Annotated in this window: 20 protein-coding genes; 9 read left to right on the forward strand and 11 right to left on the reverse strand. The window is 69.3% G+C overall.

Annotation, left to right across the window (positions count from 1 at the left end; translation table 11 throughout):
• Positions 1-220: 220 nt before the first annotated feature.
• Positions 221-667, reverse strand: coding sequence for a hypothetical protein (locus tag V7E05_RS06765; protein ID WP_333618909.1), 447 nt, complete (start codon positions 665-667; stop codon positions 221-223).
• 120 nt (positions 668-787) lie between these two features.
• Between V7E05_RS06765 and V7E05_RS06770 the strand changes: the two genes are divergently transcribed.
• Complete coding sequence (locus tag V7E05_RS06770) at positions 788-1,252, forward strand: phage holin family protein (protein ID WP_333618933.1); 465 nt, start codon at positions 788-790, stop codon at positions 1,250-1,252.
• 83 nt (positions 1,253-1,335) lie between these two features.
• The gene (locus V7E05_RS06775; RefSeq protein WP_333618910.1) at positions 1,336-1,755 is read left to right on the forward strand and encodes an NUDIX hydrolase; all 420 of its coding nucleotides are present in this window, start codon (positions 1,336-1,338) and stop codon (positions 1,753-1,755) included.
• A gap of 112 nt (positions 1,756-1,867) precedes the next feature.
• On the opposite strand, the gene V7E05_RS06780 is transcribed toward V7E05_RS06775, so the two are convergent.
• The 4 genes from V7E05_RS06780 to V7E05_RS06795 all read right to left on the reverse strand — a co-directional run bounded on the left by V7E05_RS06780 (position 1,868) and on the right by V7E05_RS06795 (position 7,157).
• Positions 1,868-3,088 (reverse strand): peptidoglycan recognition protein family protein, encoded by a 1,221-nt coding sequence (locus V7E05_RS06780; RefSeq protein ID WP_333618911.1) that lies wholly within the window; start codon positions 3,086-3,088, stop codon positions 1,868-1,870.
• Positions 3,089-3,599: 511 nt separating this feature from the next.
• Positions 3,600-5,465: a 2-isopropylmalate synthase gene (gene leuA, locus V7E05_RS06785; RefSeq protein WP_333618912.1), complete on the reverse strand. Its 1,866-nt coding sequence runs from the start codon at positions 5,463-5,465 to the stop codon at positions 3,600-3,602.
• Positions 5,466-5,678: 213 nt separating this feature from the next.
• Positions 5,679-6,101: a hypothetical protein gene (locus V7E05_RS06790; protein WP_333618913.1), complete on the reverse strand. Its 423-nt coding sequence runs from the start codon at positions 6,099-6,101 to the stop codon at positions 5,679-5,681.
• Between the two features lie 207 nt (positions 6,102-6,308).
• Positions 6,309-7,157, reverse strand: coding sequence for a DMT family transporter (locus V7E05_RS06795; protein WP_333618914.1), 849 nt, complete (start codon positions 7,155-7,157; stop codon positions 6,309-6,311).
• Between the two features lie 245 nt (positions 7,158-7,402).
• Between V7E05_RS06795 and V7E05_RS06800 the strand changes: the two genes are divergently transcribed.
• From V7E05_RS06800 to V7E05_RS06830, 7 genes are all read left to right on the forward strand, one after another.
• Positions 7,403-8,665, forward strand: coding sequence for an aspartate kinase (locus V7E05_RS06800; protein ID WP_333618915.1), 1,263 nt, complete (start codon positions 7,403-7,405; stop codon positions 8,663-8,665).
• Positions 8,666-8,835: 170 nt separating this feature from the next.
• Positions 8,836-9,867 carry an aspartate-semialdehyde dehydrogenase gene (locus V7E05_RS06805; RefSeq protein WP_333618916.1) on the forward strand — a complete coding sequence of 344 codons (1,032 nt, stop codon included), beginning with the start codon at positions 8,836-8,838 and terminating at the stop codon, positions 9,865-9,867.
• A gap of 272 nt (positions 9,868-10,139) precedes the next feature.
• Entirely contained in the window at positions 10,140-11,741 is a 1,602-nt protein-coding gene (locus V7E05_RS06810; RefSeq protein WP_333618917.1) for a hypothetical protein, read from the forward strand.
• Between the two features lie 54 nt (positions 11,742-11,795).
• Positions 11,796-12,305 (forward strand): Fur family transcriptional regulator, encoded by a 510-nt coding sequence (locus V7E05_RS06815; protein WP_333618918.1) that lies wholly within the window; start codon positions 11,796-11,798, stop codon positions 12,303-12,305.
• A 132-nt stretch (positions 12,306-12,437) separates the two neighbouring features.
• A complete protein-coding gene (locus V7E05_RS06820; protein WP_333618934.1) occupies positions 12,438-13,910 on the forward strand; it encodes a catalase in 1,473 nt (490 codons plus the stop codon).
• Between the two features lie 400 nt (positions 13,911-14,310).
• Complete coding sequence (locus V7E05_RS06825; protein ID WP_333618919.1) at positions 14,311-14,721, forward strand: hypothetical protein; 411 nt, start codon at positions 14,311-14,313, stop codon at positions 14,719-14,721.
• 193 nt (positions 14,722-14,914) lie between these two features.
• Positions 14,915-15,826 (forward strand): VOC family protein, encoded by a 912-nt coding sequence (locus tag V7E05_RS06830; protein ID WP_333618920.1) that lies wholly within the window; start codon positions 14,915-14,917, stop codon positions 15,824-15,826.
• A 32-nt stretch (positions 15,827-15,858) separates the two neighbouring features.
• Here V7E05_RS06830 and V7E05_RS06835 read toward each other — a convergent pair whose 3' ends face one another.
• The 6 genes from V7E05_RS06835 to V7E05_RS06860 are packed head-to-tail and all read right to left on the reverse strand — an operon-like array spanning position 15,859 to position 22,039.
• Positions 15,859-16,251 (reverse strand): monovalent cation/H(+) antiporter subunit G, encoded by a 393-nt coding sequence (locus V7E05_RS06835; RefSeq protein ID WP_333618921.1) that lies wholly within the window; start codon positions 16,249-16,251, stop codon positions 15,859-15,861.
• Entirely contained in the window at positions 16,248-16,520 is a 273-nt protein-coding gene (locus V7E05_RS06840) for a monovalent cation/H+ antiporter complex subunit F (protein WP_333618922.1), read from the reverse strand. Before V7E05_RS06840 ends, V7E05_RS06835 begins: the two co-directional genes overlap by 4 nt.
• On the reverse strand, positions 16,517-16,864 hold the full coding sequence (locus tag V7E05_RS06845) for a Na+/H+ antiporter subunit E (RefSeq protein WP_333618923.1): 348 nt from the start codon (positions 16,862-16,864) through the stop codon (positions 16,517-16,519). The genes V7E05_RS06840 and V7E05_RS06845 overlap by 4 nt, the downstream gene beginning before the upstream one ends.
• Complete coding sequence (locus V7E05_RS06850; protein WP_333618924.1) at positions 16,861-18,540, reverse strand: proton-conducting transporter transmembrane domain-containing protein; 1,680 nt, start codon at positions 18,538-18,540, stop codon at positions 16,861-16,863. The genes V7E05_RS06845 and V7E05_RS06850 overlap by 4 nt, the downstream gene beginning before the upstream one ends.
• Positions 18,537-18,926 (reverse strand): sodium:proton antiporter, encoded by a 390-nt coding sequence (locus V7E05_RS06855; protein ID WP_333618925.1) that lies wholly within the window; start codon positions 18,924-18,926, stop codon positions 18,537-18,539. Before V7E05_RS06855 ends, V7E05_RS06850 begins: the two co-directional genes overlap by 4 nt.
• Positions 18,923-22,039 (reverse strand): DUF4040 family protein, encoded by a 3,117-nt coding sequence (locus V7E05_RS06860; RefSeq protein ID WP_333618926.1) that lies wholly within the window; start codon positions 22,037-22,039, stop codon positions 18,923-18,925. Before V7E05_RS06860 ends, V7E05_RS06855 begins: the two co-directional genes overlap by 4 nt.
• Positions 22,040-22,179 lie beyond the last annotated feature (140 nt).

Genomic DNA, 22,179 nt, shown 5'->3' on the forward strand with positions numbered 1-22,179 from the left:
GTCTTGCTGTTCATGAACTACAACCGCTTCCACGTCGTGCCGCCCCTCGTGATCACCGAGGAGCAGGTGCGTGAGGGCCTCGACGTGCTCGACCGCGCGCTCGACATCGCGGACTCGTACGTGAAGTAACGGAGGCGAACCAGGGCGGCCACCGGCCGCGCCCGCTGCCAGTGCACAGATTCCCGCCCGGCAGGCGAGCGGCCATCGAGGCAGGACAGCCCTAGATGGGCTCCTCGCCGGGCGGGAATCGGCGTATCAGCAACCTTCCGTCGACCTGCTCCACCTCGCGCTCGAGGACGCGCAGGTTGTGGGCGGCGGACGCCGATCCGTGCCGGGCGGCGGTGATCCAGTGGCCACGGGCATCGTCGAAATCGTGTGCGTGGAAGGCGTAGACGCCGAGGTTGAACATCGCGGTCGCATCGCCGTGCTCGGCCGCCAGTGCCCACCAGCGCTCGGAATCGAAGAGCCGGAGCAGGGAGTCGTCGGCGAGGGCGAGCCGGTACATCGAGCGCAGGTCGCCGGCGGCAGCCGCGCGTTCGGCCTCGGCGCGCAGCGCCACCGTCTCGTCGGCGCCGGGGAGGATGCCCTCCACGTCGAGGCCCGGGGTGTCCGCTCCCTCGATGTCGAGGTAGAGCCAGTGCTGTGCGTCGACGGTATCGTCGTCCATGGCATCCGTTCCGCGTCGAAACCGCATCGAGAATTCGTATCGAAGTCGTGGCGGGGCCATCGTAAGCAGAAACCCCCGCCGCGGCGGGGGAGGAACCCGGAGGGGGTGTGGATGCGGCTCCTGCTGTTCTTCATCAGGATCGCGGCGAACGCCGTGGCCCTCTGGCTCGCGGCCACGTTCGTCACGGGCATCGACTTCGTCGCCGCTGGTGCCAACTCCATCACGCGGATCGGCACCGAAGCGGGCACGGATCTCGTGGCGAACAATTCGTACCTGCGAGATCGCGTCTCGGACCCGGGTTTCTGGGTCGAGCTGCTCGTCGTCGCTCTCGTGTTCACCGTCGTCAATATGTTCGTGCGGCCCGTCGTCACATTCCTGTCCATCCCCTTCGTCGTGCTCTCGCTCGGCCTCTTCCTGCTCGTGGTCAACGCGCTCATGGTGCTGCTCACCGGGGCGATTTCCGAGCGCCTCTCTCTGGGCTTCTCGGTCGACGGCTTCTGGCCCGCGCTGTGGGCGGGGATCGTGATCTCCGTGGTCAACTGGGTACTCGGGCTCGTCCTGCCCAGCGGCCGCTCGAGGCGCTAAACCGGGCCGCTCGCCCGGTCGCCCGCACGCTCGATCCACCGATCGACCGCAGCACTGCCATCAAGCCGAGAACAGGAGCCGCTATGGCAGAAACGTCTAATGCGAGGGAGATCACCGTCTCCGCTGTGATCCTCTATGACGAGCGGGGGCGCTGGCTCACCGTCCGCAAGCGGGGCACGGCCGCCTTCATGCACCCGGGAGGGAAGCCCGAGCCCGGCGAGGACCCGCTGGAGACCGCCGTGCGGGAGGTCGCCGAAGAGCTCGGCCTCAACCTGGAACCCGAGCTCGTCGAGCACCTCGGCGCCGTGGACACCGCGGCCGCGAACGAGCCCGGATTCGCCCTGCACGCCGAGGTCTATCGGGCCTCGTGCCCCGGGGAGCCGAGGGCAGCGGCGGAGATCGAGGAGACGCGCTGGATCGACCCGCACGAGCTCGTCGGAGCGGGCGCGGAGAGCCCCCAGCTCGCCCCGCTGCTCTTCGACTGTGTGGCCCGCTGGCTATAAGGTGGACGCGCCCAAAAAAACCGCCGGCCGCAGCGAGAACGCTGCGGCCGGCGGTTTTTTCGACTGGCCGTGTGGCCGGGGGGCGGCCCTGGCTCGGGCCCTGGCCCTACCCCTAGGACCCGGTGGGGATCTGCCCGAGGTCGGGGAGCTGCGGCATGAACTGCGAGAGATCCGGGAGCTCGAACTGCGGCATCTGCGGGATGGTCGGCATCGACGAGCCGGGGAAGATCCCGAGGCTTGCACGGGCGCCGGCGACCTGGCCGCGGAGCACGTCCATCGCGCCGGCCATCATGTTGCCGGGGCAGCCGGTCGACATCCAGTCGCGGTGGCCGTTGATGGACCGCATGTTGAATGCGGTGCCGGCGTCCGGGTTTCTGTAGTGGACGCCGCCGATCGGGTCGATCATGAGCGCCGCCGAGAGGCGGGCGAGCACGTTGACGAGCGAGGACCACTGCGCCCCGGACGGCATCGCGTTGTCGAAGTCGCCCATGAGGCAGACGCCGATGTTGCCCGAGTTGTTGCCGCCGACGTGCGCGCCGGTGACGGACTGGGGACGAATGCCGGGGATCGGCGGGGCGGAGAAGACCGGGACGAGCCCGGAGACGCGGCCCTGGTACACGACGCCTGCGGGGTCGATGACGAGCTGGTAACCGATGTCGCCCCAGCCGTTGCTCAGCGTGTGGTAGCGGTGGAAACCGCGCATCGTGGCGGCGGTGTCCCAGCCCGCGGGGGTCACGGAGTGGTGGACGGTGAGGACCTGGGCCTCGCGGAACTCCGCGCCCCAGCTGGTGATGCTCTCGTCCGCGCCCCACGCCCAGCGCGGGACGACGGGGAAGCCGAGGAGATCGGTGGTGGGGAGGCCGGCGTAGTTGACGAGCTCGTTGCGGTTCATCTCCCCGTTGGAGCGGACGAAATCGTCCACAGCGGAGGAGCCGGTGGGGCCGACGCCGGTCGCGGCGTAGACAGGCTGGTTGCCCTGCCCGCTCTTGACCTCGAAGCCCGTGGCGCCGTCGGGGGTGGGGATGCCGCCGGTGGCTCCGACACCCTTCTGGTCGTCGCGCGCGCCGTGCGGGGCCGGGACATCCATCCAGTCGGTCAGCCCGCTGGGGAGGGCGAAGCGGATCTTGTCGAGCTGGTCGACGACGCCGCCGGGGGTCTGCAGTCCGACGAGGCCGGGGTTCTCGATCGGGATGATCCCCGATGAACCGGCGGGAAGCGTCTGCGCCCCGGCGACTCCGGCGCCGGTGCTACCGGCGAAAGCGGCGCCGACGCCGATCGCGGAAGCGGCGCCCGCGGTTCCCGCGAGGAACGAACGGCGGTTGATCGAACGCATAGATAATCTCCAGTGTTAGTGCAGTCCCGGGTGATGCGGCGACTCGTTGTGGTGCGAGGCACGGTGCCTGGACCGGCTCCCGGGCGCGTGCCCCTCGGCGTGCGACTCGGCGTGCAACTCGGCGCGGAGCCGGGCTGGCGTTCACCTGACGGCACCAAGGCTACTAGCAGAAAGTGGCCGATGGGAAATGCTTCGGTAATCATTTCGTGACCAACATCGAGGCTCGAGGACGGTCCCGTTACACCGGTTGCTCATGTGACGCCAAGGCCTTGTGGGGGGATCGCTCAGACCAGCGGAGATAAGCGCGACTGAAGAATAGTGTGAGATTTGCGCATCCGAATCGGGGGCGGCGGAGTGGGGTTGCTCACGTTTTGCGCTCAGCACGCCTTGTGTAGCGCTCAGCGGGCCCCGGAGTGCAGGTGAACACGCGCCCACTGGCAGAGCGAACGACACACGGCGATGCCGCCACCCGCGGGACATGCGGATGGCGGCGTCAGAACCCGTCTCCCTTCTACGGGGCCCAGGTGCGGCCGCTCGCCGAGCTCGGGATCTCGTCCTCGTCCTGGCGGATGGCCTCGGACTCGAAGGCCCGGTTGACGGCGGACACCACTGCGCGCAGCGAGGCCGTCGTGATCGACGCGGCGCGGCCCACGCCCCAGAAGACCTCCCCGTCGATCTGGCACTCGACGTACGCCGCGGCCTGCGCGTCGTCGCCGGCGCTCAGCGCGTGCTCTGCATAGTCGAGGATCCGGATCTCGGACAGCCCCAGCTGGTTGAGCGCGTCCACGAACGCGGCGAGCGGACCGTTGCCGGTTCCGCTGATCTCCCGCTCGCGGCCCTTCCACCGGATGACGGCGTCGATCTGGTCTTCCCCGTCGTCCGTCGACGCCGCCCACAGCGACTGTGACATCCGCTCCATCGGGGAGATGCGGTCGAGGTATTCGGTGGAGAAGACGTCCCACATCTGCTTGGGCGTGACCTCTCCGCCCTCGGAGTCGGTGATCCCCTGGATGACCTTCGAGAACTCCACCTGGAGGCGGCGGGGGAGCTGCAGGCCGTAGTCGGTGCGCAGGATGTACGAGACCCCGCCCTTGCCGGACTGGGAGTTGACCCGGATCACGGCCTCGTAGGAGCGGCCCTCGTCCTTGGGGTCGAGCGGCAGGTACGGGACCTCCCACGTCGACTCGGCGACGGTGGTGCCGGCCTCCTCGGCGGCCTTCTCGATCGCGGCCATGCCCTTGTTGATGGCGTCTTGGTGCGAACCGGAGAACGCGGTGAACACGAGGTCGCCGCCGTACGGGTGGCGCTCGTGGACGGGGAGCTGGTTGGCGTACTCGACCGTGCGGCGGATCTCGTCCATGTCGGCGAAGTTGATCTGCGGGTCGACGCCCTGGGTCAGGAGGTTCATCCCCAGGGTCACCAGGCACACGTTGCCGGTGCGCTCACCGTTGCCGAAGAGGCAGCCCTCGACGCGGTCGGCGCCGGCCTTGAGCGCGAGCTCGGTCGCCGCGACGCCCGTGCCGCGATCGTTGTGCGGGTGCAGCGAGAGGATCACCGAATCGCGGCGCTCGAGGTTGCGGTGCATCCACTCGATCTGGTCGGCGTAGACATTCGGGGTCGCCATCTCCACGGTGGAGGGGAGGTTGAGGATCATCGGGTTCTCGGGCGTCGGCGCGATGATCTCGGAGACCGCGTCGCACACCTCCTTGGAGAAGGAGAGCTCGGTGCCCGTGAACGACTCGGGGGAGTACTCCCAGCGCCAGTTGACGTCCGGGTAGTCCTTCGCCACCTCCTTGACCAGGCTCGCGGCGTCGGTGGCGATCTTCTTGATCGCGTCCTTCTCGGCGCGGAAGACCACGCGGCGCTGCAGGATCGAGGTGGAGTTGTAGAAGTGGACGATCACGTCCTTCGCGCCCTCGCAGGCCTCGAACGTGCGGCGGATCAGGTCCTCGCGGCACTGGACGAGCACCTGGACGGTCACGTCGTCGGGAATCGCGCCGTCCTCGATGATCTCGCGGACGAAGTCGTAGTCCGTCTGCGACGCCGAGGGGAACCCGACCTCGATCTCCTTGTAGCCCATGCGCACGAGGAGCTCGAACATGCGGCGCTTGCGCGCCGGGTTCATCGGATCGATGAGCGCCTGGTTGCCGTCGCGCAGGTCCACGGCGCACCACTGCGGGGCGTTCTCGACGATCGTGTCGGGCCACGTGCGGTCAGGGAGAGAGGTGTCCTCGACCTCTTCGTGGAACGGCATGTACCGGAACGCCGGCATGCTCGAGTTCTTCTGGCGGTTCCACGCGGGCTGCCCAACGGGAGCCGGCGCCGAGGGCGGGGTGATGGAGGAGGATGCGGAGACGAAGGCGTCCGAGCTGGACATGCGTTCTTCCTTTCGTGCTGGGCCGAATTGGGCCGAGTCCTACGAGAAGAGCCGGCGCGAACGGACCCCACGACGGGGTGCCGACTCTCTAGGAGATTGCCCCGCCGCGGCATCGAAGAAGAAGCGCGCGCTGCATGCCGAACACCATACTCCTTTGACGCCGGAGGACGTGGACGGGTCGGCCCCGCGATGGCGCGGTGCGTGGATCGGTAATCAGCCGAGAGGGAGGTCGATGCCCGTGGTGTCGCCGCCTTCGCCGTCATACAGATGATTGCCGGGGAATGGCACGCCCCACACCCGCGAGCAGGCGGAATCCTCGGCGTACGCGGCGACCTTGTCGAGAAGGGCCTCGGCGATCGAGCTGTCTTCGGACGCATTACCGGAGCCGGATCCCGAGCCGGAATCGCCGCCGCCCGCGATGCCCATCGAGTAGACGAAGACCTCCGCAGAATCGGGCATGGGGAGCAACGAGGCGAGGAGGTAGCCGAGGGCGCCGCCGTTGTCGTCCGAGGCCCAGTACAGCAGGCACGTCGGGTCAGCGAGGAGATCGGCGACCCATTCGGGCTGCGGGGGCGAGACGAAGAGGCCGGGAGCGCCGAGGACGACCGCGGTGTCCCCGGGGCGGAGTCGACGCACGGTCGGGGTGCATCGGCGTTGACGACCAGGCATCTCGGTGCGCTCCCCTCTGTAGATCGCGGGCCTGTGGGCGGGCCCAACGATACTTGACGCGACAACTTGAAACCTGTGAACCGGGTGCCCCGGGACCTGGGGATGCGCTTTGGAGTGGATGGAGGAGCGGGCCGGGCGGCTATATGGGGCGGCCGGGGCGCGGTCGCGCCGCGATCAGGTTTCCGCGGCGCGCGAGAGGAAGACGGTGGCGGCGGCCATCGCGGTGATGATCGCGGCGATGATGACGAGCTCCCAGCCCGAGACGCTGAAGCGCTCGCCGAGGAGGAAGAGGCCCAGGGCGATGGAAACGACGGGCGTGGTGACGGTGCTCGCGGGCGCGGCCTGGTTGATGTTTCCCGAGGCGAATGACGCCTGTTGCACGGTGAGCGCGAGGACCGCCGCGGCGACGAGTCCGTACACCTCGCCGCTGGTGACCACGCCGAGTAGGCCGCCCGAGTTGATGCGCGTGACCAGTCCCTTGGCGAAGACGGCGACGTAGGCGAAGGCGATGCCGCCGGCCACACCGAGGAGCATCGCCCTGTCGCGGCGGAGCTCCTGCCGGGCGATCTTGCCCAGCGCGCCCATGACCAGGAGCCCCGCGGCCACCGCGATCGCCCACTCCCACCATGCGGGGTGCTCGGCGCCCTCGATCGGGCGGCCGTAGACGACGAGCGCGCCGACGCATGCGGTGAGCACCGTGGCCCACACCCACTCCGTGCGCGTCGCCGGGCGGTCGGAAAAGCGCGAGGCCAGCGGGAGCGTGAACATGAGCGAGAGAACGGTGATCGGCTGGACCATGAGTAGGGAGCCGAAATTGAGGGCCGCCGCCTGGAGCGCGAATCCGACGAGCGAGGAAATGGTGCCGCCGAGCCACCGCCAGTCGAAGATCGACTTGATCGCCGCGTGCGCGCCCGATTCGCCGTGGTCCGGTGCCTCGGCCGCGGCATGGCGGAGGACCATGCCGAAGGCTGTGGCGAGCGCGGACAGCAGCGCGAGTGCGATCGCGAGGACGGTTGGGGGCATCACTTCCGGATTATCACAGTTCCGGAGGGGGTTCGCCCGTGTGGCCCCGGGGCGCCTCGAGCGCGGCTGAGTACCGGCGCGGTCCGACTCGGTAACATCAAGGGGTGCGCCCGTGCGCGGAACGGATCTGCCGGAACGTCCGGAACACCATCCGGAGCATCCGCAGCCACAACGGCACGGCCGCCCCACGGCCCCCGGTCCATCGGGGGCACCAATAGTTCGATCCGAGGAGGACCTGGACTTTCATGGCACTGGTCGTACAGAAGTACGGAGGCTCGTCCGTCGAGTCGGCCGAGCGAATCCGACGCGTCGCCGAACGCATCGTGGAGACCAAGAAGGCGGGCAACAAGGTGGTTGTCGTCGCCTCCGCGATGGGCGACACGACCGATGAACTGCTCGACCTCGCGGAGCAGGTGTGCCCCTCGCCGCCGCAGCGCGAACTCGACATGCTGCTCACTTCCGGCGAACGCATCTCGAACTCGCTGCTGGCGATGGCGATCTCGTCGTTTGGCATGGAGGCACGCTCGTTCACCGGCTCGCAGGCCGGGATCATCACCACGAGCCGGCACGGCGACAGCCGCATCATCGACATCACCCCCGGCCGCCTCCAGGAGGCGCTCGACGACGACTCGATCGTCATCGTCGCCGGCTTCCAGGGCGTGTCGAAGGAATCGAAGGACGTCACCACGCTCGGTCGCGGCGGCTCCGACACCACGGCGGTCGCGCTCGCCGCGGCGCTCGACGCCGACGTGTGCGAGATCTACTCGGACGTCGACGGCGTCTACACCGCGGATCCGCGCATCGCGAAGGACGCGCAGAAGCTCGAAAAGATCTCGTTCGAGGAGATGCTCGAGCTCGCCGCGGTCGGATCGAAGATCCTCAATCTGCGCAGCGTCGAGTTCGCGCGCCGCTACCACGTGCCCCTGCGCGTGCGTTCCTCGTACACCAACAACCCCGGCACGCTCGTCGATGGATCGATGGAGGACATCCCAGTGGAAGATGCAGTTCTGACCGGAGTCGCACACGACGCCTCGGAGGCGAAGATCACCGTGGTCGGCATCCCCGACCGCCCCGGCTACGCCGGCCGGATCTTCCGCATCGTGGCCGAGGCCGAGATCAACATCGACATGGTCCTGCAGAACGTCTCGAAGGCCGAGGGCCGCACCGACATCACGTTCACGTGCCCGCGCGCGGACGCGCCGCGCGCCGTCGAGCTGCTCACCTCGGCGAAGGAAGAGCTCGAGGCCGACAAGATCCTCTACGACGATTCGGTGGGCAAGGTCTCGCTGGTGGGCGCGGGGATGAAGTCCCACCCGGGCGTCACGGCAACGTTCTGCGAGGCGCTGAGCGAGGCGGGGATCAACATCGAGCTGATCTCGACCTCGGAGATCCGGATCTCCGTGCTCTGCCGCGAGTCCGAGCTGCCCGAGGCCGTGAGCGCCCTCCACGCGGCCTTCGAGCTCGGTGGCGACGAAGAGGCGGTCGTCCACGCAGGCACCGGTCGGTAAACTCGCCGGTAGCCGAGGACCTGCGGCGTCATACGGTCCGGCCGAAACGGCCGGGGGAGGGCGACGGGTCCGCGCGCACGGAAACGGATGCGCGTACACACACGAGAAGCCGGCCGCGGGCCGGCGAGAAGCCGGGGCGGCGCCCCGGCACCTAGGGAGTTGGAACGGATATGACCACACTCGCCGTAGTCGGTGCGACCGGCCAGGTGGGGCGCGTGATGCGCACCCTGCTCGAGCAGCGCGAGTTCCCGGCGGACCGCGTGCGGTTCTTCGCCTCGGCCCGCTCGGCGGGCAAGAAGCTCGAGTTCCGCGGGGAGGAGATCGAGGTCGAGGACGTCGCGGCCGCGACCCCCGGCGACCTCGAGGGCATCGACATCGCCCTCTTCTCGGCCGGCGGCACGCTGAGCCGCGAGCAGGCCCCGCGCTTCGCGGCGGCCGGCGCGATCGTCGTGGACAACTCCTCGGCGTGGCGCCGGGACGGCGAGGTCCCGCTGGTCGTCTCCGAGGTCAATCCGGAGGAGGCGAAGAACACGCCGAAGGGGATCATCGCCAACCCCAACTGCACCACGATGGCCGCGATGCCCGTGATGCAGGCGCTGCACTCCGTGGCCGGGCTCAAGCGCATGGTGGTCTCCTCCTACCAGGCTGTCTCCGGTTCGGGCCTCGCCGGCGTCGACGCACTGGCCTCGCAGGCGCGCGCCAACGTCGACAACCTCGAGGACCTCGTCTCCGATGGCTCCGCGCTGTCGGTGGAGAGCACGGAGCCCTACACCGAGCCCATCGCGTTCAACGTCCTTCCGCTCGCCGGCGCAATCGTCGACGACGGCTCGCTGGAGACCGACGAGGAGCAGAAGCTCCGCAACGAGTCGCGCAAGATCCTCGGCATCCCCGAGCTTCTCGTCGCGGGCACCTGCGTGCGCGTCCCGGTCTTCACTGGCCACACCATGAGCATCAACGCCACCTTCGAGAAGGAGATCACGCCCGCCGAGGCGCGCGAGATCCTCGAGAACGCCCCGGGCGTGCAGTTCGACGACGTGCCCACGCCGCTCAAGGCCGCCGGGATCGACGCGTCGCTCGTGGGGCGCATCCGCCAGGACTACTCGGTCGAGGGACGCCACGGGCTCAACCTCGTCGTCTCCGGGGACAACCTGCGCAAGGGTGCCGCGCTCAACACCATCCAGATCGCGGAGTTGCTCGTCTAGCGGCTTCGTGCCTCGACGCGAAGCGCCTCGGCCCCGGACTTCACGCGGAGTCCGGGGCCGTAGTTCTTTCTCGCGACGTCTCTGACACCGACGCCGGCACCTGATTCGGATTCCGTTTCGGCCGTAGATCGTGAATCGCCCACGCTTCCCAGCGCGACTGTCTAACGTTGGCCGCAGGACGGGCCGGACGTGTCGAGATCAATGACGAAGCGGGCAGGCGAATGGCTGCAGGCGCGGGTACGGAGCGGAGAAATGGCGGTGGGCGCCGGGTAGTGGCACCTGCCGCGATCGCATCAGCGCTCCTGGCCGAGGTGGCCGCTCCGGCCGGTGCGATACCGGCTGCGCCAGGGCTCGGGCCGCTCGGCACCGCAGCGGTCCACGGCGACATCTATTCGACCGACACAATCCCGGGGCAGGGGCCTGCGGAACCCGGCGGCACTGTTTCCGTGGCCGCCTCGATCCCCGGAGCCACGTGCTCCTCGGTGTTCGTCGGCGCGGACGGGATCCCGGTGGCGCTGTACACGGCGTACGTCGGCACCGATCCCCTCGAGTTCACCCCGCCCACCGTCGTGGCCTTCGATCCGGTCACGGCGCAGCCGCTTGCGCGGGTCCGGCTCGCCAAGGGCGCGCTCCTCGGCGGCGTCTACGGGTACATGGACGACCGGGACAGGGTGGTCCTCGCCGACGGGCGCGGCGTGCTCCATGCGATCGGCCACGAGCGCGACGAGGCGGGCGGATGGCGCATGACGGACGAGATCCTCGCCGATCTCGGGCCGCTCCTCGGCGGCGGTGGCGTAGGCGGCGGCGAAAACGGCGATCATGTCACCGGCCTCGCGCCGGGCACGGACGGCAGCATCTGGTTCGTGACCACACAGTCGAAGGTGGGGACGATTCGCCCCGGCGAGCCGGGAGCCTCGCAAATCCTCGACCTCCCCGCGTCCGCCGGAGTCGCGGCCGGCGAGAAGGTTAGCAATGGGATCACGGTGCGCCCAGGGGGCGCCTCGGTGATGACCACCCACGCCCTCTACGAGGTCGAGCAGTCCGGCGCGGACGGCGCACTTCGCGTCGACTGGCGCCACGGTTACGAACGCGGAGCGGCGCGCCACCCCGGCATGCTGAGCCACGGTTCGGGCTCGACCCCGGCGTATTTCGGCCCGCACGGCGACGACTTCGTCGCCTACCTCGACGCCGCCGATCGCTCCTCGCTCATCGTCCTCGACCGCGCCTCCGGTGAGGTCCGCTGCGAAGTGCCGGCCTTTGCGACCACCCTCGACCCCGAGACCGCGGCGGGCGATGGTCGGCTCATCGACGGCCCCGCCCAGTCCGAGAACTCCCCGATCGCGCTGGCTTCTCCCGGCGGAGGCGAGTGGTCGCTGATCATCGCGAACACGTACGGCTACGAGTACATGCCGATGGCCGTCGACGGCCCCTCGGTACCCGGCGCCGCGTCCTATAGGGGAGGGATGACCTCCGTCGTCACGAACGGGTCGAGCTGCGAGCGGGCGTGGACGCAGAACTCTCGCACGGCGACCCTGCCGAAGGCCACGATGGGCGACCGACAGATCCACGGCCTGTCCTACGGCGACGCGCCGGAGCTGCCGCCCGGGTCGGCGGCGCTGCCCGGCGCGGAGCAGGCCGAGCGAGCGGCGGGAGACCTCGCCGCCACGGGCCTCTCGCAGAAGCTCGGCCCCGTCTACTACACGGCGGTCGACGCGGACACCGGCGAGGAGACCGTGGGGACAAAGGTCGGCGACGCTCCGGTCGACGAACCGATGGAGCTCACGGGAACGGTCGCGCCGGGCGCGGCAGAGGGCGATCCCGGGGTGTTCTGGCAGGCGGCGATGAGCCGGATGCTGCGAATCGGGCCGGCATGAGTGCGCGTGTGCGGGCGCACGCTCGTGCGCTCCGTGAGGGCGACTCAGGGGAGCATGCTGGCGAAGGTTTGTGGATCTATTCAAAAACTGGACTTATTCCAGTTTATGGGTATGGTGGAGCCCATGACGACGGAGAGTTTGGTTACGGAGCGCCTAAAGGAGGCGGGGATGCGGATCACCGCACCCCGGCTCGCGGTGTTCTCCGTCGTCTGCGAAGAGGCGCACATTGCTGCGGACGACGTGGCGCGGGGGGTCCGGCACAAGCTCGGCACCGTATCCACGCAAACCGTCTACGACGCGTTGCGCACTCTCGTGGCCGTCGGCCTCGTCGGCCGGATCGAACCCGCGGGACATCCCGTCCTCTACGAAACCCGAACGGGCGACAACCACCACCATGTGGTGTGCCGTGCGTGCGGGCGGGTCGAGGACGTGGCGTGCGCGATCGGGGAGGCCCCGTGCCTCACCGCCGCGGAAAGCCACGGGTTCGCCATCGATGAAGCCGAGGTCGTGTACTGGGGAACCTGCCCGGACTGTGCCGCGAAGGTTCCTGAACAAGTGCCTTAGCAGTACGTCCGCCCCAGTACCGGGTAGACACCTCACCACCACCACAGTTACGGAGGGTCCGAAATGAGCAACGCCGCCAACAATCCTGCCGACCGGGGAGTCGTAGAGATCCCGGACGGTGCACCGACCACCATGAACAGCGGGGCACGCGTCCCCAGCGATGCGTATTCCGCCCAGGTCGGGCAGCAGGGTCCGCACCCGAGCCACGACGTCTACCTCATCGAGAAGCTCGCGCAGTTCAACCGCGAGCGGGTCCCGGAGCACCTCGTCCACGCGAAGGGCTCCGGCGCCTTCGGCGAGCTCGAGGTCACCGAGGACATCTCGAAGTGGACGAAGGCCGACTTCCTGCAGAAGGGCAAGAAGACCCCGATGCTGGCCCGCTTCTCCACCGTCGCCGGCGAGCAGGGCTCCCCGGACACGTGGCGCGACCCGCGTGGTTTCGCGCTCAAGTTCTACACCGAGGACGGAAATTACGACCTGGTCGGCAACAACACCCCGGTCTTCTTCGTCCGCGACTCGATCAAGTTCCCCGACTTCATCCGCTCGCAGAAGCGGAAGAACGGCTCTGGTCTGCGCAACAACGCGATGCAGTGGGACTTCTGGACCCTCTCGCCCGAGTCGACCCACCAGGTCACGTGGCTCATGGGCGATCGCGGCCTGCCCAAGAGCTACCGCCACATGGACGGCTTCGGCTCGCACACCTACCAGTTCATCAACGCCGCCGGCGAGCGCAACTGGGTCAAGTTCCACTTCAAGACGAACCAGGGCATCGACTTCCTCACGCAGGACGAGGCCGACCGCCTCGCGGGCACCGATCCGGACCTGCACCGTAAGGATCTCTTCCAGTCGATCGAGAAGGGCGACTTCCCGTCCTGGACCCTCTACGTGCAGATCATGCCGGCGGATGAGGCGGACGGTTACCGCTTCAACCCGTTCGACCTCACCAAGGTCTGGTCGCAGAAGGACTACCCGCTGCACAAGGTCGGCACGATGACCCTCAACCGGAACCCGCTCAACTTCTTCGCCCAGATCGAGCAGGCCGCGTTCGAGCCGTCGAACCTCGTGCCCGGGATCGGCTTCTCGCCCGACAAGATGCTGCTCGGCCGCGTCTTCGCCTACGCCGACATCCACCGCTACCGGATCGGCGCGAATTACCAGCAGCTTCCTGTCAACCAGCCGCTTGCGCCGGTCAATTCGTACGCGAAGGACGGCGCGATGGCCTACCAGTTCAACCACCCGGCCATCGCCGAGTACGCCCCGAACTCCACCGGCGGTCCCTCCGCCGCGGAGGCCGAGGCCTACGACTTCGGCGAATGGGACACGAAGGGCTCGAACATCTACCGCGGCGAGTACGTGCAGCACGCGGAGGATTCCGACCAGGCCCAGGCGACCACGCTCTACCGCGAGGTCATGGACGATGCGGCGCGCGACCGCCTCGTCTCGAACATCGTGGGCCACGTCTCGGCCATCGATCCCTCGGAGACCGAGCTCCTCGATCGCGTCTACGCCTATTGGGGCGCCGTCGACGAGACGCTCGGGCAGAAGGTCCGTGACGGCGTCGAGGCCAACCCCGACCGCGGCGACGCCAAGCTCGGCTGGAACTAATCGGATAGCTCGAGCAGGCCGAACGGGCCGAAACTATTCGCCCAAGGCACCGCCCTGCACCCATTGCGAGTGCGGGGCGGTGCTGCGTCTCAGGGCAGGGCAGAGCAGGACAGGACAGGACTGGGCAGGGCAGGGCGGGGGAGAGCAAGGTAGGCGGAACCACCATGGATGACGCCGGACTGAACATCCGCCAAGCGGCCGCCGATTTCTTCCGGTTCCGTCTCGTCCATCGACCGTTCTGCCCGGCTCCTGACGCAGGGAAAATGGCGACCTCCGACATGCCGAGGCCTCAGTAGCCGGGATGGGCAGAAACTTAACTGCTAACGCAGGCATCGACGCGGCCCGATGTAGCCAGTGGACAGAGCCGAAGCCACACGAGCGCTACGGAAGGATGCTCATCATGTCGAAGAAGGCCCTCTCCATCGCAGCCGCCACCCTGTTCGCCCTCGGCCTGGGCGCGCCCGCCGCCTATGCACAGGACACGGCCCAGCCGAAGCCCGCGCCCAACCCCGTCGGCCAGATCCTCGGCGACGGACCGAAGGGCGGAATCGTCAACCCGCCGTCGATCGGCAGCCTCGACGCCCAGCAGTCGAAGCCGATCATCGACGAGATCACCACGACCAACACCAGCGCTCCGATGAACGAGCACGACTGCATCACGACCCACTTCGAGCAGATGAACACCGACGCCAAGACCTGGGGCTATACCGGGTGCGAGGCCGATGCCGAGGGCAACTGGACGTTCACCTGGCAGTCGATCGCCCCGCAGTACTCCTTCCTCGAGCCGCTCCTCTCCTACGCCAAGGCTTAGATCCGAGAGGGCGCTTCCGCCCTTTTCGCGCACGAACCGCGGCCCACTGCGAGCAATTGCCGTGGGCCGCGGCGGCGTCTCGAGTGCGGATGGTCGGCGTCTCGGCGGAGACGCCGCACGTTCGGACATGCCGGGGCGCGCGCCCTTCGCTAGCGTCGGCGGTGATCCGACCCCCACTCGAGGAGAGTGCCCAATGTCCGAGACTCAAACCGCCACACAGACGATCACCCCCAACATCTGGTCCGACGGCGCCGCGGAGGAGCAGGCCGAATTCTACGCCGCGACCTTCCGCGACTGCTCGTTCGAGATCACGGGGCGCTACCCCGAAGAAGGACTGCCGGACTTCCAGAAGGCCATGGCGGGTAAGCCCGTCACCGTCGACGTCTCGCTGGCAGGGACTGCGCTCACCATCATCAACGCCGGCCCGGAGTTCACCCCTAACCCGTCGATCAACTTCATGCTCAACTTCGACCCGGTGCTCTACTCCGATGCCGCCGACTACCTCGAGCAGGTCCACACGGCGCTCTCGGCCGACGGCTTCGTGATGATGGAGCTCGGCGAGTACCCGTTCAGCCCGAAGTACGCGTGGGTGCAGGACAGGTACGGGGTCAGCTGGCAACTCATCCTCACCAACCCGGAGGGCGGGAAGCGCCCGTTCGTGCTCCCGTCGCTGATGTTCTGCGGACCGGCGCAGAACAAGGCCCGCGAGGCCGTCGACTCCTACATCGCCCTCCTGCCGGATTCGGGCTGGGGAACGGTCGCCGAGTACCCCGAGCAAACCGGCCCGGCCCCGAAGGGCGCAATCATGTTCTCCGAGTTCCGGCTCGCCGGGCAGTGGTTCACCGCCATGGACTCCGGGGTCGAGCAGCCGTTCTCGTTCACCGAGGGGATGTCGCTCATGGTGGCGGCGCACGGTCAGGAGGAGATCGATCGACTGTTCGCAGCGCTGTCCACGGTGCCGGAGGCCGAGCAGTGCGGCTGGTGCAAGGACTCGTACGGCCTCAGCTGGCAGGTCGTCCCCGACAACATGGGCGAGCTCATGCAGCGGCCCGGCGCCCACGAGCACATGATGGGGATGGGCAAACTCATCATCGACGACTTCTAGAAGTTGCCCGGATCAGCGCGGATCCATGCCGATCAGCGCTGCTCCTGCCCGTCGCCCCGCAGGTCCGAGACATCCGTGTTCGGATCGAGCGGGGCGCCGGAGCGAAACACCGCCCGCGCGATGGACATCGACGCGATGGTCACCACCACGAACGTTGCGAAGACGGCCACGAGCGCCTCGGCGAGGACGGTCCACGTGAAACCCTCGCGGACCGTCACGTGGGCGAACGCCGCGACGATGAAGAGGACGAAGCCGAGGCTCGTCGCCACCGACATCGTGTTGATCCGGCCGAGCGCATCGCGCACGCGGTACGCCGCGAGCACGGCCACCGCGAAGCACAGCGCGCCGAGGAGCGCCGGCACCCCGATGGCGAGGTCGGTCCATACAGAGCTCTCGATGCTCTCGATTCCCTCGGCGCCGCTCATCGCCTGCCCCCCGAGATCATGCGCGCGAGCGCGACAGTGGACAGGATGCCGATCAGCGAGCCGATGAGCATGACATCGACCGCGACGGCCGATCCGCGGCGGATCACGAAGAGCGTGAACAGGCCGAGGGCGCCGAAGAACACGAGATCCGCGAGCACGATCCGCGTCTGGTCGTCGGGGCCGATGACGATCCGTACGGCCGTGGCGACGACCGCCGCCGCCATGATTCCGAGCGAGATCCCGAGCAGCCACATCAACAGCGCGCTCATCGGCTCGCCCCCTTCCTCTCATCGTTCGGCAGCACGCGCATGATCCGGCGTTCCATCTCCGCGAACTCGGCGCGCAGTTCCTCGTGCTCGCCGCCGAGCACGCAGTGTACGTAGAGCTCCTCGTCGCCCATGGCCACGACGAGCGTCCCCGGGGTCACGGTGATCGCCCAGGACAGCGTCGTCGCCTGCAGATCGCTCGTCCCGCGCAGCGGATAACGGAGGAGCACGGGCGGGCCGAGCGGCCGGGGAGACAGCGTTGCCCGAACCACCGCCCATGCGGCGACGAGGATCTGCCACAGCATCCACACGGCGACCCCAGGGATCGCGAATATCCGCCGGATCATCGGTTACCTCCCCGGAACATCGCCTCGCGAGCATCGTCTCCGGCGAGCGGGCGGAACTCGCCGTCGGAGAGCGGGGGCACCATGTACTGCCCATCGAGCGAGCCTGGACCGAGGACCTCCTCGATGTAGCCCCGGGTGTCGATGAGCGAGATCGCGGCCCTGTCGGTGACCTTCGCCAGCGGCTCGTAGAACACGAACATCGCGACGCTGCAGGCCATGAGGATCGCGGCGGGCGCCGTCAGGACGAGGGGGACGAGCGAACGGCGCGAAGCAAGGGCGGTGCGCGGGCGACCGGCCGAGCCCGAACCAGAGCCTGAGCCCGAATCCCACATCACGTTGCGCCACAGCCGCAGCATCGCGAGCAGGCCGATGAGCCAGCCTGCGCACACCACGAACAGCGTGGCGAGGCCCGGCGCGCCGCCGGCGAGCGCCGCCGCGCGCACGACCTCGAATTTCGCGACGAGCCCGCTGGTGAGCGGGAAGCCGACGAGCGAGGCGATGCCCACGGCGACGAGGATCGCCACGGGGCGCTCCCGCCACCACATCCCGGACAGCGAGCCGCGACCGGTGAGCCGCGTGGAGCCGTAGGTCTTCTCGAGCGCGCCGAAGGCCGAGATCAGGCCGCCCATGGTGATCATGTGGTGGATCATGTACGCGATCGCCGCGGTGAGCGCGGCGCCGACCACGGTCGTGGCGAGCTGCGGGCCGTTCTCTCCGGGCACGCGCGTGACCCCCACGGAAAGGGCGGCGAGGATGACGCCGACTCCCGCGATCATCTGCCAGGAGAGGACCCCGCGGATCCTCGATCCCGCCGCCGAACCGATCGATCCGACGAGGGTGGTCGCCAGCGCCGCTGTGAGCATGAGCCAGCCCCACGTGGGGTCGAAGTCGAATGCCGTGGACCAGATGCGGATGATCGCGTAGAGCGCGACCTTCGTGTGCAGCCCGGCGAACAGCGCCATGACCCCGGGGCTCGTCTCCGCGTATGTCGACGGCAGCCAGCCGTGCACGGGCACGGCGCTGGACTTGATGCACAGCGCGAGCACGACGATCCCCAGTGCGAGCGCGAGGCGCGAGTCCTCCCGCGCGGCGCCGGCGAGCGCGGCGAGGTTGGTGGTGCCCGCGACGGCGTAGACAAGGCCGACGCCCGCGAGTAAGAGGGTCGAGGTGAGGAGGTTGACGACGACGAACGTGCGGCCCGCGGCGATCCGGCCTCCCCGCCCGGCGAGGGCGAGCAGCGCGTACGAGGGCATGAGCATGACCTCGACCATGACGAAGAGGTTGAACGCGTCGGCGGTGAGCAGCGCCCCGCCGACGCCACCGAGGAGGAGTAGCACGAGAGCCGGGAAATACCGGGAGGGGGCGAGGTCGCCGGAGGCGTCCGAGAGCCACACCGCGAGTAGCGCGACGAGCGAGCACACAGAGATCATCAGCGCGGAGAACGTATCCGAGGCGAACGGGATCGAGACGCCCGGGACGAAATCGCCGACGTTGACCGCCGCGACGCGCTCGGTCTCGTGATAGCTGATGAGCGCGAGGCCCGCGACGAGCCCCGCGAGCGGGACGCCGTAGACGAGGCCCCTCCGCACTGCCGCCCACGGCACGAGGACGGCGAGGGCGGCCGCGAGGATGGGCACGCCGAGGAAGAGCGGGAGGAGGGCGCCGACTGCGCTCATGATTCGGTCCCCCGATCGGTGCGGTCGGCTGCGGTGCGGTCTTCGGCGGCGCGGTGGCCTTCGGCGCGGTCGCCGGTGGCGGGCACGGTGGTGGTGTCGTCGTCGCGGCCGATGACGGCGAGCGCGCACATGAAGATCGTGACCGCGAGCGAGATGACGATCGCCGTGAGCACGAAGGCCTGGGGGAGCGGGTCGGCCGCGTCGGCGGCGTCCGTGCGCCCGAGGAGGGGCTCGGCCCGCCACGCGCCCACGCCCGTGGCGAGCAGAAGCAGATTGACCCCGTGACTGATGAGCGCGAGCCCGAAGACCACGCGCAGCATCTCGCGCTGGACGAGGAGGTACGTGCCGCCGGCGAGCAGGACACCGATGGTGAGGGCGAGGATCACGGCAGGGCCTCCTCTCGGTCGGTGTCGGTGTCGGTGTCGTTGTCCGTGTTCGAGCCGGTGTCGCTGCCGTGAAGGGTGTCCGAGTAGTCGTCGGAGTCCGAGCGCAGCCGCTCGGTGCCGAGCGACGCGATCGTCACGAGCAGGAGCCCGAGCACGGCGAGGAACACCCCGGCGTCGAAGACCATCGCGCTCGTCAGGTGCACCCCGGCGAACTCGACGTGCGCGGGCTCGAGGAACGTCCCCCACGCGTACCCGGCGATTCCGGTGAGCCCCGCCAGGCAGAAGCCGATTCCCGTGACGACGGCCGGCGTTCGGCCCTTCGTGAGCGTGTCGTCGGCGGGCTTTGCGAGGTAGATCAGCGAGACGGCTGCGGCGGCGACGAGCGCAGCGATGAACCCGCCGCCCGGGGCGTTGTGCCCGCGCAGGAAAAGGAGCGCCGAGACGAGGAGGAGCGCGGGGACGGCGAAACGCGCGGCGAGGCGCAGGGGCGCGGTGTTTCGCCGGGCCTCGGAGAACGCGGCGCGCGCGGCGGGCGACAGCGCCTCTCGCCTCGCGACCGGGGATGTCGGCAGCGTCGCGTCCTCGTCTACATCGGTAGAGGACTGCGCTGTGTCGGCCCGGGAGGCAGGGACGTCTCCGCCGTCATGGGCGGGGGGTGTCGTGCCGCGCTGCCTGGCACCGGCGGGGCGTGCCGGGTCGCGGAAGCGGATGCCGACCGAGCCGACGACGGCGAGGATCGCGATGCCGGCCATGCCTAGTACGGCGAGCTCGCCGAGGGTATCGAGCGCGCGGAATTCCACGAGGATCACGTTGACGACGTTGTGCCCGCCGCTCACCTCTTCGGTGTTGTCGAGGTACCACATGCCGAGCGCCGAGCGGTCGCGGCGGGAGGTGAGAAGGAGCGTGCCCGCGACCGCCGCCAGGCCGACGCACGCGCCGAGGACGATGCCGGTGCGGTGCCGTCCCGGGGTGGGCCTGCTGAAGGTGGCGGGGAGGCGGCGAATGACGAGCATGAACACGATGACGGTGATCGCCTCGACCAAGAGCTGCGTGAGGCCGACATCTGGAGCGCCGAGCGCGAACATCTGCACCGTGACCGCGATGCCGACCGCAGAGAGCAGAACGACCACGGCGATGCGCGAACGCATAATCACCATGCCTCCGACCGCGGCGGCGACGGCGAGGAACACGACGAGATCGGACCACTGGAACGGTCCGGTGCGCAGCGGCGGGAGCGCGCCGAAGCCGCTGCCCTCCGCGAGCGCGAACACGCCGAGCAGGCCGAACGCGCACATCGTGGCGAGGAGCGCGGAGACATGCCGACCGGGCGCGCGGGACTCCGAGAGCTCGCCGATCGCCGCGCCGAGCCCGGAGATCTCGCCCTCGACGGCATCGGAGGCCCCGGCGCCGTCGAAGGGGAGGAGTCGGCGGTCGAGCGCGCGCTCGATTGGCCGCCGCCAGTATGCGATCGCCGCGCCGACGGCGATGGCCGCGAGCGTGATCCCCAGCTCGAGCCCGAGGCCGTGCCACAGCGCGAGGTGGCTGTGTGGGTGCGAGCCGGGGACCGCAGCCGCGGAGATCGCGTCGAGCGGGGCGTCGAACGGGCCGAGGACGAACGCCAGCGGCAGGCCGGCCACAGCCGGGATGACGGCGGACCACAGCAATACCGGGGACACCCGGTGCAGGCTCGGGGCCTCCGCCGCGGTGGCGGGTGTGGCGGTTGCCGAGCGGTCGGTGTCCACGAACGCGCCGAGGACGATGCGCGCGCAGTACGCCACGGTCCCCGCGGCGGCAACGGCCGCGCCGACCAGGGCGAGGGTCCGCGGCACCCCGTCGGGCAGAGTGCCCAGCGCGGAGAGCATCGACTCCTTCGACACGAAGCCGAGGAGCGGCGGGATCCCGGCCATGCCCGCGGCGCCCACGAGCGTCGCGGTGAACGCGACCGGCATGGCGCGGATGCGGCCGGGGATCGCGCGCAGCTCGCGGATGTCGCGCGTGTGCGCGGAGTGATCGACGACGCCGATGAGCATGAACAGCCCGGACTTGAACAGCGCGTGGGCGAAGGTGTGGAGCGCCGCGGCCGCGAGCGCAGTGTCCGTGCCCACGCCGATCGCCGCGACGATCCAGCCGAGCTGCGAGACCGTCGAGTATGCCATGAGCTGCTTGAGATCGAATTTCTGCATCGTGAAGATCGCGGCCATGATCGCGGTGCCGAGGCCGACGGCGACGAGCAGCACGCGCCATGTGGGCTCGTCGGCGAAGAGCGGCGAGAAGCGCATCGCGAGGAAGATTCCGGCCTTGACCACGGCGGCGGCGTGGAGATACGCGGATACCGGCGTCGCCGCGGCCATCGCCCCCGGCAGCCAGTAGTGGAACGGCCACTGCGCGGACTTCGTGAACACGGCGACGACCACGAGCACCGCGAGTACGGCGAGCAGCTCGGGGTGCTCGCCCCATCGATCGCTGGCGATCGCCGCGGAGAGGCGCCCGGTGCCCGTGACCGACCACATGAGTGCCAGCGCGGCGAGCAGGGCGAGCCCGCCGACGAACGTTGCCGAGAGCGTGCGCAGCGCTGCGGTGAAGCCCGGCCGGCCGGCGCCGAGGATTAGCGCGAAGCTCGCGAGCGAGGTGAGCTCCCACCCGATGTAGAGGACCGCCATCGAGTCCGTGAGCACGAGCAGCAGCATCCCGAGCGTGAACGCAGTGATGAGCTGGTAGAAGGCGTATCCCGGGGCCGGGGCGAGAGGAGTGCCGGGCGGCGGCTCGTGGTGCGCCGGCACCGTCCCTGCCTCCGCCGGGGGCCGACGATCGAGGTAGGCGGTGGAATAGACGAGCACGATGGCGCCGATCCCCAGCGCGATGATCGCGAAGAGCATCCCGATCGGCTCGGCGACGAGCTCGAGCGTCCAGCCGCGCGAGGGCACCCAGTCGATCGAGGCGGTGCCGCCCCGCTCGCCGGAGAAGACCGCGCGGGCCTCGGGCGCGAGGGCGGCGAGGCCGACGACGTAGAGCGCCGCGAGCGGCCAGCCGGCTGCTCGCCCGAGGGCGCGGGTGAGCGGCCACGCGAGGAGCACGGAGACCGCCGACGCGCCCAGAGCGAGGAGAAGCGTCATGGGCAGAACTTTATCAATCGACGGGCCGAGGCCGGAGGCTCCACCTCGGTGACGGCACCGGCCGCCGGTCCGGTGACCGTTCCCGGCGCAGCTCCGGCCGCGCTTTCGGCGGCAGTTCCCTCCAGGGTTCGCGGAGTACG

Origin of the sequence: Dietzia sp. (assembly GCF_036741115.1) — a bacterium.
GTDB lineage: Bacteria > Actinomycetota > Actinomycetes > Mycobacteriales > Mycobacteriaceae > Dietzia.

Bases quoted from the DNA above. Each gene is read 5' to 3' on its own strand.
- V7E05_RS06765 (WP_333618909.1), bottom strand. From the start codon at position 667: ATGGACGACGATACCGTCGACGCACAGCACTGGCTCTACCTCGACATC.
- V7E05_RS06775 (WP_333618910.1), top strand. From the start codon at position 1,336: ATGGCAGAAACGTCTAATGCGAGGGAGATCACCGTCTCCGCTGTGATC.
- V7E05_RS06780 (WP_333618911.1), bottom strand. From the start codon at position 3,088: ATGCGTTCGATCAACCGCCGTTCGTTCCTCGCGGGAACCGCGGGCGCC.
- leuA (WP_333618912.1), bottom strand. From the start codon at position 5,465: ATGTCCAGCTCGGACGCCTTCGTCTCCGCATCCTCCTCCATCACCCCG.
- V7E05_RS06795 (WP_333618914.1), bottom strand. From the start codon at position 7,157: ATGCCCCCAACCGTCCTCGCGATCGCACTCGCGCTGCTGTCCGCGCTC.
- V7E05_RS06800 (WP_333618915.1), top strand. From the start codon at position 7,403: ATGGCACTGGTCGTACAGAAGTACGGAGGCTCGTCCGTCGAGTCGGCC.
- V7E05_RS06805 (WP_333618916.1), top strand. From the start codon at position 8,836: ATGACCACACTCGCCGTAGTCGGTGCGACCGGCCAGGTGGGGCGCGTG.
- V7E05_RS06815 (WP_333618918.1), top strand. From the start codon at position 11,796: ATGCTGGCGAAGGTTTGTGGATCTATTCAAAAACTGGACTTATTCCAG.
- V7E05_RS06820 (WP_333618934.1), top strand. From the start codon at position 12,438: ATGAACAGCGGGGCACGCGTCCCCAGCGATGCGTATTCCGCCCAGGTC.
- V7E05_RS06825 (WP_333618919.1), top strand. From the start codon at position 14,311: ATGTCGAAGAAGGCCCTCTCCATCGCAGCCGCCACCCTGTTCGCCCTC.
- V7E05_RS06830 (WP_333618920.1), top strand. From the start codon at position 14,915: ATGTCCGAGACTCAAACCGCCACACAGACGATCACCCCCAACATCTGG.
- V7E05_RS06835 (WP_333618921.1), bottom strand. From the start codon at position 16,251: ATGAGCGGCGCCGAGGGAATCGAGAGCATCGAGAGCTCTGTATGGACC.
- V7E05_RS06840 (WP_333618922.1), bottom strand. From the start codon at position 16,520: ATGAGCGCGCTGTTGATGTGGCTGCTCGGGATCTCGCTCGGAATCATG.
- V7E05_RS06845 (WP_333618923.1), bottom strand. From the start codon at position 16,864: ATGATCCGGCGGATATTCGCGATCCCTGGGGTCGCCGTGTGGATGCTG.
- V7E05_RS06850 (WP_333618924.1), bottom strand. From the start codon at position 18,540: ATGAGCGCAGTCGGCGCCCTCCTCCCGCTCTTCCTCGGCGTGCCCATC.
- V7E05_RS06860 (WP_333618926.1), bottom strand. From the start codon at position 22,039: ATGACGCTTCTCCTCGCTCTGGGCGCGTCGGCGGTCTCCGTGCTCCTC.